This window comes from uncultured Thiodictyon sp. (assembly GCF_903828115.1).
In the GTDB taxonomy this organism is placed as follows: domain Bacteria; phylum Pseudomonadota; class Gammaproteobacteria; order Chromatiales; family Chromatiaceae; genus Thiodictyon.
In genome coordinates this window covers 1-7789 of the sequence record NZ_CAIKKU010000527.1, presented here as the reverse complement: position 1 = coordinate 7789, position 7789 = coordinate 1, and the positions used below count along the sequence as shown (strand labels likewise).

Genomic DNA, 7789 nt, shown 5'->3' with positions numbered 1-7789 from the left:
CATGGCACCCGCGCCACCCCGGAACATGAAAGTCCTCTCGACCGCTAGCTCGATGGCCATCGTGCGGGGCGGCGTAGTCAGGGCTTCCAGCCCTGACTGTTCCAGCCCCGACACCGTCAGGCCAGGATGGCCTGACTACGCGCTTTCACGGTAAAGACAAACGCAATCAATCGTTGTCGTTGTCGTAGTCGAGGTTATCGTCGCGTCGCGGATTCTCCCTCACCCCAAATTGCCTCGCTTCTCCGATCACGACAACGACAACGACAACGCCCGCCGCAGGGCGCCGACGCTAGCAGGCTGTCGGACTTAGTGATACAACCGATTGAATACAAAGAGTTTCCTCTTTTGCGCCAAAAAGTCGTTTTCCTTGTTAATCAATCGGTTACGCGATCAAGTCCGACAGGCTGCTAGAGGGCGCCGCTGCCCAGGGGTGAGACGCCGATCAGCCAGGCGTGCGCCCAGAACAGGAAGACGCAATAGAGCCCAAGTCCGGCGACGATGGCGATCAGGTCGTTGAACTTGCCGGGGGGGGCGCCTTCTACCGGCGGGGCGGGGCGGTACTTGAGCGAGATCAGGTCGGCCACTGACCAGATGAGGAAGGACCAGAACAGGAGCAGGTCCGCCAGGTTGCCGTTGGCGAGCAGGTGCGCGAAGGCCCACAGGGCGACGGCCACCAGGGTCGGGTGGACGACGGCGCTCTGGATGCGCCCGGGGAGATAGGTGGCGAAGAGCAGCGGGAAGACCGGGACCATGATCAGGAGGCTCAGGTGCCGCGTCCAGGTCGCCGGGGCGTAGAACGGGATCGGCTCGACGCGGGCCAGCCAGTACCCCAGGGAGATCAGGATGAGGCCGATGAGGCTCACCAGGGCGACGACCCCGCGCCAGCGGGCCTCCCCGACGGCGCCCGACACCTTTGCCCGCGTCTTGCGGGCGAGAAAGCCGAGCGAGTGGGCACTAATGAAGAGGAAGAGTCCAAGGAGCAGGATCAGAATGGGCATAGGGGATTTCCGGTGGTGTGAATGGTCGCAAGTCAAGGGGGGGCGCGCCGGGTGCGAGCAGAACTGATCGCACCCGGGCGCGCCGCTGGCGGTCCGCGCCCGGACTTGGGACAATGCTACCGTAAGCGGCCACCAAATGGGCCTTCCCCCGTCGTCAGGACCAACCAGTCGGGCCAAGCCCCGGGAGACTCAACCATGTGGCGCCGCATCCTGGCCGTCCTCATCGCCCGTAACCGGGAGTTCTACCGGGACCGTGCCGGTCTGGGCTGGAACATCTTCATGCCGATCCTGATGGTGCTGGGCTTCGCCTTCATCTTCAGCGGTGATCCCCAGGACCAGTTCAAGGTCGGGGTGCTGAGCACCGACGGGTCCTTGCCGCGGGCTGCGGGCGGGTTCCTGGCCCTGGAGTACATCACGTTCGTGCCGCTGACCGATCCGGGGGCGGCGATGACCAAGGTGGATCGTCATCAGCTCGATCTGCTGATCGACCCGCGCACCGACCCGCTGACCTATTGGGTGAACCTCAAGTCCCCCCGCGGCTATCTGGCCGAGCGACTGTTGCTGGGGACGCCGCCCGGGGCGGCGGTCACGCCGGGGGCGGACGTGACGACACCGCAGCGCCGGACCCTGACCGGCGCGCCCGTCAGTTATGCCGACTGGGTCATGCCCGGGATCCTGGCGATGAACCTGATGTTCTCCAGCCTCTGGGGGGTGGGCTGGGTGATCGTGCGTTACCGCAAGAACGGCGTCTTGCGGCGGTTGAAGGCGACGCCGCTCTCGCCGTTTGAGTTTCTGAGCGCGCAGGTGCTCTCGCGCCTGCTGGTGGTGATGTCTGCCACCGCGGTGGTGTACCTGGGTGCGGACCTGGTGCTCGGCTTCCCCATGCGTGGGTCCTATCCGGCCCTGGTGCTGGTCTTTGCGGCTGGCGCCCTGTGCCTCATCAGCCTGGGGCTCATCGTCGCCGCACGGCTGCGGACCGAGGAGCTGGCCGACGGTATCCTGAACCTCATCTCCTGGCCCCTGCTGTTGCTCTCCGGGGTCTGGTTCTCCATGGAGGGAGCGAGCCCGGGGGCGCGCCTGCTCTCCCAACTCTCGCCTCTGACCCAACTGGTGGACGCGGCCCGCCGTATCATGATCGACGGGGCCGGGGTCGTCGAGGTCCTGCCTGAGGTCCTGCTGCTCGCGGCCCTCGCCCTGGGGTTTCTCAGTCTGGCCGCCTGGCTGTTCCGGTGGGACTGAGATGCCGCCGCGCTCGGGAAACCTGTTAAACGACACGCCGCCGCCGCCGACGGGCGAGGTCTTTGAAGACCTGTTGCGATTTGATCTCAAGGGGGCACCGCCCGGGGGGCGGGTGCGGATCGAGCGGATCATCAGCAGCGCAAGCCCGGAGCCGGTCCTCTATGACCAGCCCCACGACGAGTGGGTGGCCCTGCTCCAGGGCCGGGCGCGGCTGTGGGTGGATGGGGCGGAGCGGGTCTTAGGTCCCGGGGACTGGGTCTTGATCCCCGCCCACACCCCGCATCGGGTGGCTGAAACCACCGCCAGCCCCCCCTGTATCTGGCTGGCGGTGCACCTCGGTGAGCCCTAGGCCCTAAGCGTCAGGCAGTCTCCCCCCGGCGGCCGACCTCCCAGTTGCATTGCTCGATCAGGGCCTCGACGGCGCGGGCGATGCGGACCTGGGACTGTAGCTTAAAGTGCAGTCCGCGCTCCCAGCGCTCGGCGGCCTCGTCGGCCAGCAGCGGTAGGCCTTGGCGGCAGAGTTCCCAGACGGCCTGAGTTTGTGTGAAAGTCATCGTAACCTCCTCGTGGTCTTCTTATGGGTCCGGGGTTGGCAACCCCGCGTGTTGATCGCGCCGACGCGGCGTCCGGCCGTCCCGTTTCAGGGCATAAAACTCTGTGTTATAACAGGATTATCTGACGGCGCCCGGCGGTCGCGATGCACAGTCGCAAGCATAGACCTTGATTGCGTGTCTGTAACGACTAAACGCGGTTTTGTTGTCCTGGATCAACCAAAAGACAATTTGTCAATGAAAATTGTCAATTTATATTAACAATTGGATTTTCGGGTCGCGGTGCCGGCCGCCCGCGCGGCGGCGCTGCACGACGGGACTCAGGTCGGCGGGAGCGGCCGTACCGTATTGGGCAGATGCTCCCGCACCACCTGGGCGAAGGCCTCCAGGGCGGCACGGCGGGGGAAGCTGCGGCGGTAGTAGAGCGAGATGCGCCGGTAGGCGTCCGGCAGGGCCAGCGGACGGGCGATGATGCCGCTGTCCGTCATCCAGCCGCCGCGGATGGTCAGGGCCGGGACCAGGGTGCAGCCGAAGCCGGCGCCGACCAACTGGAGCAGGGTCTCCAGGCTCGCGGCCCGCAGGTCCGCCATCTCGCCGTGGCTGGGGCGCTCTGCCAGGCGGCACAGGTCCATCACCTGCGTGGTGAGACAATGGCCGTCGGCGAGCAGCAGCAGTTCGAGGGACGCAAGGTCAGAGGCCTCGATCTCGTCCTTCTCGTAGAGTGGGTGATTGCGCGGGTGGGCGAGCCAGAAGGGTTCGTCGAACAGCGCCAAGGCGTCCAGGTCCAGGTCGTCGGGGGCGGTGGCGAGCAGGGCGGCGTCCAGTTCGTGGCGATGCAGGCGCGCGAGCAGTGAGTCCGTGATCTCCTCGGACAGCACCAGGCGCAGCTTGGGGTAGGCGCGCTTGAGCGGCACCAGCACCAGGGGCATCAGGTAGGGGCTGAGCGTCGGGATGGCACCGATCCGCAAGGGGCCGTCGAGCGGGTCCTGAAAGGCGCGGGCGACCTGCTCGATGGTGTCGGCCTGCTCGACCGCCAGGCGGGCGTGGGCCAGGATGGTCGCGCCCACCGGGGTGACCTCCACCGAGCGGTTGGTGCGCTCGAAGATCACCACCCCCAGTTCATCTTCCAGCTTCTTGATCTGCCCGCTCAGGGTCGGCTGGCTGACAAAGCAGCGCTCGGCCGCCCGTCCGAAGTGGCGGGTGTCGGCGACGGCGAGGATGTAGCGAAGGTCGCGCAGATTCACCCCGCTATGATAGACCAATTCTCGCCGAATAAAATCGGCGGCCGGGGTTTGCGGATGTCGGCGGTGCGGTCTATGTTGTCGAGTAAGCCTGAACGCAGAGAGAACAGCCGTGTTGCAGAAACCAGAAACCCTACATGGTTTTTAGCACATCACCCGCTATTTCGATGCCGGGAATCATCGCTTTACCGCTAAGTTATTGCCTGGGCAGTATTATCTAAGCCGCGACGAGACCATCGTCGCGGTACTCGGCAGCGGCGTGGCGGTCTGTATCCGTGATCGCGCCCAGGGTCTCGGCGGGGTGACCCATGTGCTGGAACCGGAGACGACCCAGGGGATGGGGTCGAGCCTTGCACTCCCGGCGCTGCGGACCCTGCTCGAGGCCCTGCAGGCCGCGGGCGCGCAGCGCGATCAACTGGAGGCCAAGCTGTTCGGGGGGGCCTGCCCGCGCGGTGAGACCGACGCCATCGGTGCCCGCTCACTCGCCGTCGCCCGAGCCTTCCTGCGCGAGGCGGGGGTCCCCATCGTCGCCGAGGACGTCGGCGGTAGCTACCCGCGCAAGATCGACTACTGTCCGGCGGATGGTCGGGTGCGTATCAAGCGTCTGCGCGACCTGCGCAACGCCACGATTGCCGAGCGGGATCTGTCCTTCCTGGGGCAGTCGGCGGACGGCCTGCCGACGCCGCGTTACTGCCAACCAAGCCGACAAGGGTGACTATCGATGAACATGCTGGAACAACTCAAGACCATGACCAAGGTAGTGGCAGACACCGGGGACTTCGCCTCGATCGCCGCCTATTTGCCCCAGGACGCGACCACCAATCCGTCGTTGCTGCTCAAGGCGGCACAGATGCCCCAGTACCGCGCGCTGGTGGAAGACGCGGTGCACTTCGGCCGGCAGCGGGGCGGCGCCGACCCGGCGGCCCAAAGCCAGTGGACCATGGATAAGCTGGCGATCAACTTCGGCATTGAAATCCTGAGGATAGTCCCCGGCCGGGTCTCGACCGAGATCGACGCGCGCCTCTCCTTCGACACCGAGGCGACCATCCGTCGTGCCGAAGGGCTGGTGGAACTCTACCACCAGGCCGGTATCGACCCCGGTACCCGGGTCCTGTTCAAGATCGCCTCCACCTGGGAGGGCATCCGCGCCGCCGAGCGCCTGGAGGCGCGCGGTCTGCACTGCAACCTCACCCTGCTGTTCGGCTTTGCCCAGGCGCTCGCGTGCGCGCAGGCCGGCGTGACCCTGATCTCGCCGTTCGTCGGGCGCATCCTGGACTGGTACAAGAAGGACCAGCAGGTGGCGGGCTACCCGGCGCACACCGATCCGGGCGTGCTCTCGGTGACCCGAATCTATAACTACTACAAGCGCCATGACTATAAGACCGTGGTCATGGGCGCCAGTTTCCGCAACGTCGGTGAGATCTTGGAACTGGCCGGCTGCGACTACCTGACCATCGCCCCGGCCTTGCTGGAGGAGTTGGCGGCCCTACCGGGTGACCTGGTCCGCAAGCTCGACGCGCAGCGCGCGCGCACCCTGGATATCTCCCGGGTCGATTGCGACGAGCGCGCCTTCCGCTGGGACCTCAACGAAGACGCGATGGCCACCGAGAAGCTCGCCGAGGGCATCCGCCAATTCGCCGCCGACACCCGCAAGCTGGAGCAGTTCGTACTGGAGGTCGGCCGCGGCGGTTAGATGAGGCGCGGGCGCTCAGCCGGGTTCCGGCCCCCAAGTCGCGGCCCTACCGCTTGCGCGGCTGGCGGGCCGGGCAACCCGCGAGCACGGTGCTTGGCGGTCGATCCGTGATCGTGCTGCGGGGGCTATTTCCGAATACGCCCGGAAAACAGAATGCGCCCAGCCAACAGGCCGGCAAGCGGGTGCAGGAGAATCAACAGCACGCGATCGGCCCGTCCGTTCTTCTGGCGTTCGGTAAGTTCCACGTTGCTCTTCGTCGGCACGGTTCACCTGCGATCTCGGCATTTGGTGATTGGAGTTAAGTTCCTGCAATCCGGTCGTAATAGCGTGCCCGGTAGATGAGCCGCGGGAGCGGCCCCTCGGTGAAGCGGGTGCGGGTGTGCAGGACGTTGTTGCAGATCAGGCCCCAGCCGGGTTCCAGGCGGCCCTCGAGGTGCCAGGGGCTGGGGGTGTGCAGGAGCGTCTTCAGACAGTCGACCGCCGCCAGGGTCAGCGGGTCGTCGCGCCAGACGATATTGCGGGCGCGATTGGTGTAGCGCATGTGCAGGCGCCCGTCCGCGCGGACAGAGAAGACCGGCCCCGACTGTTCCGGGCGCAATTCGGTGCCTTCGTCAGCGCCATCGCCCGGGTTGGCGGGAATGGTCATGCACCGGGGGTGCATCAGGACGCGGATAAAGTTCGGGTCCTGGTCGCGAACCAGACAGTAGGCGATCTCGTGATCCAAGAGTGCATTGGCCCCGCCGGCCGCGGCCGGGTGGACACAGTGCAGCAGCAGGCCGTGGATCTGACGCTCCGGGGTATTGTAATAACCGTCGGTGTGCCAGGCGATGGGGCGGTCGGTATAGGGGATATAGCCGGCATGGCGGGCGTCGGTCTGGATCCGCAGCGAGGTGATGGCGTCCTCGTCCGCGCCGCGGTTGTGGTCCAGCCGGTGCAGGCCCAGTTGCGCGCCCAACCGTGCCGGGATGGTCTTGTCCGGGTCGTCGCCGGTCTGGCCCACATAGATCGCCATGTTGGCGTGGCGGCAGCGCCCCAGGATGGCATCAATCTCTGCTGCGGTCAGGTCGCGCGGGTCCCGAACCGCCACGATGAGGTCGGCGAGGCTGGTCGGGGCCGCGGCGAGGCGGGCGTCGCGCCAGCGCCCGTAGGCGTCCGGGTCTGCGAGGGCGAAGGGGCCGGCCGGTGGGGCTTGCGGGGTGGTCAAGGGTTGCTTCATCGGTTGTGTCTGCTTGCGTTGCGTGCGCTCTGGTCCCGCGCAATGGTCGCGATTGGTTCCGGCCGCCGGGAGACAGAGGTCGAGGCTGCAGCCGGTCGAGCGCGTATCTGCACGGTAAAGCCTCGAGCGCCGGTGCGCAACGCCCGGGTGGCGAGCAAAGAGACGCAACTGCCGCGCACGACCTTTCCCGCCGCCTACCCCTACAGCATTGTGTAGATCCTGGACGACGGGTTTTACCCTCGTCCTGAAGCGCATGAGCTTGGGTGACGGCGTTCCCCGTCCCGCGTCGTAAATGTCGCTGATGGTATCATTGACGGGGGCCTCCAATGTCCACAGGCCGCTATCCACCTCTTCATGCCGGCAGGTGTCTCCCGCGGTCCGGTGCTGGCTGATCGGGGTCAGAAACCGCTGGTAATAGGTCGCTGCCGCCAGGCGGCGAAGAATCGAAACAGGCGACGACGCCATGATCGCCGAGCGTGTCCCCCAAACGCCTTTAGTCGCCGGCTCACCGGCAATGCAACCAAGCGAATTGAGTAGGCAAACAATACCGAACGGCACGCGACGCGCCCAGGAAGGCTTCGTAGAATCGCACTGAGACTTTGCCCGCTGCACGCGTGCCTGGGGATGACCATGAAGGCTCAAGGAGGGCGCGCGTGATTGGCGAGGTTCTTTCAGGCTGCCCGCTTCAAAGCCGCAGAATTTTTGATCAGACCGGTAGGGTCGAGGTTTGTTGGGGGTACCGCCCGATTGGTCTCGCGCAAACGATCAAGATGTTCCAGCATACCGAACCTTTCACTGCCATTAAGTTAAGCGCCACAGCCCAAGCGCCTGGAGTCCAAGGCTTCAGCCTT

At 65.8% G+C, this 7789-nt stretch carries 10 protein-coding genes; 5 read left to right on the top strand and 5 right to left on the bottom strand.

Annotated elements, in window-relative coordinates:
* Positions 1–407: 407 nt before the first annotated feature.
* The gene (locus QZY48_RS19570) at positions 408–998 is read right to left on the bottom strand and encodes an NnrU family protein (RefSeq protein ID WP_366929736.1); all 591 of its coding nucleotides are present in this window, start codon (positions 996–998) and stop codon (positions 408–410) included.
* Positions 999–1193: 195 nt separating this feature from the next.
* Here QZY48_RS19570 and QZY48_RS19565 point away from each other — a divergent pair, with 195 nt between their 5' ends.
* Together QZY48_RS19565 and QZY48_RS19560 are read left to right on the top strand one after the other, a co-directional pair.
* On the top strand, positions 1194–2237 hold the full coding sequence (locus tag QZY48_RS19565) for an ABC transporter permease (protein WP_295434320.1): 1044 nt from the start codon (positions 1194–1196) through the stop codon (positions 2235–2237).
* A 1-nt stretch (position 2238) separates the two neighbouring features.
* Positions 2239–2586 carry a cupin domain-containing protein gene (locus QZY48_RS19560; RefSeq protein ID WP_295434319.1) on the top strand — a complete coding sequence of 116 codons (348 nt, stop codon included), beginning with the start codon at positions 2239–2241 and terminating at the stop codon, positions 2584–2586.
* 10 nt (positions 2587–2596) lie between these two features.
* Here QZY48_RS19560 and QZY48_RS19555 read toward each other — a convergent pair whose 3' ends face one another.
* A complete protein-coding gene (locus QZY48_RS19555) occupies positions 2597–2791 on the bottom strand; it encodes a hypothetical protein (protein WP_100919089.1) in 195 nt (64 codons plus the stop codon).
* Between the two features lie 317 nt (positions 2792–3108).
* Positions 3109–4032, bottom strand: coding sequence for a LysR substrate-binding domain-containing protein (locus QZY48_RS19550; RefSeq protein ID WP_295434318.1), 924 nt, complete (start codon positions 4030–4032; stop codon positions 3109–3111).
* Positions 4033–4228: 196 nt separating this feature from the next.
* On the opposite strand from QZY48_RS19550, the gene QZY48_RS19545 reads away from it, so the two are divergent.
* Both QZY48_RS19545 and tal read left to right on the top strand, forming a co-directional pair.
* The gene (locus QZY48_RS19545; RefSeq protein ID WP_295434317.1) at positions 4229–4744 is read left to right on the top strand and encodes a chemotaxis protein CheD; all 516 of its coding nucleotides are present in this window, start codon (positions 4229–4231) and stop codon (positions 4742–4744) included.
* Between the two features lie 6 nt (positions 4745–4750).
* The gene (gene tal, locus QZY48_RS19540) at positions 4751–5722 is read left to right on the top strand and encodes a transaldolase (RefSeq protein WP_295434316.1); all 972 of its coding nucleotides are present in this window, start codon (positions 4751–4753) and stop codon (positions 5720–5722) included.
* A 125-nt stretch (positions 5723–5847) separates the two neighbouring features.
* On the opposite strand, the gene QZY48_RS19535 is transcribed toward tal, so the two are convergent.
* Together QZY48_RS19535 and QZY48_RS19530 are read right to left on the bottom strand one after the other, a co-directional pair.
* Positions 5848–5985, bottom strand: a complete 138-nt coding sequence (locus tag QZY48_RS19535) for a hypothetical protein (RefSeq protein WP_295434315.1) — start codon at positions 5983–5985, stop codon at positions 5848–5850.
* A 35-nt stretch (positions 5986–6020) separates the two neighbouring features.
* Positions 6021–6938 (bottom strand): TauD/TfdA family dioxygenase, encoded by a 918-nt coding sequence (locus tag QZY48_RS19530; RefSeq protein ID WP_295434314.1) that lies wholly within the window; start codon positions 6936–6938, stop codon positions 6021–6023.
* A gap of 653 nt (positions 6939–7591) precedes the next feature.
* On the opposite strand from QZY48_RS19530, the gene QZY48_RS19525 reads away from it, so the two are divergent.
* Positions 7592–7789 (top strand): hypothetical protein (locus tag QZY48_RS19525; RefSeq protein ID WP_295434312.1); only part of this gene is annotated, 198 nt, incomplete at its 3' end.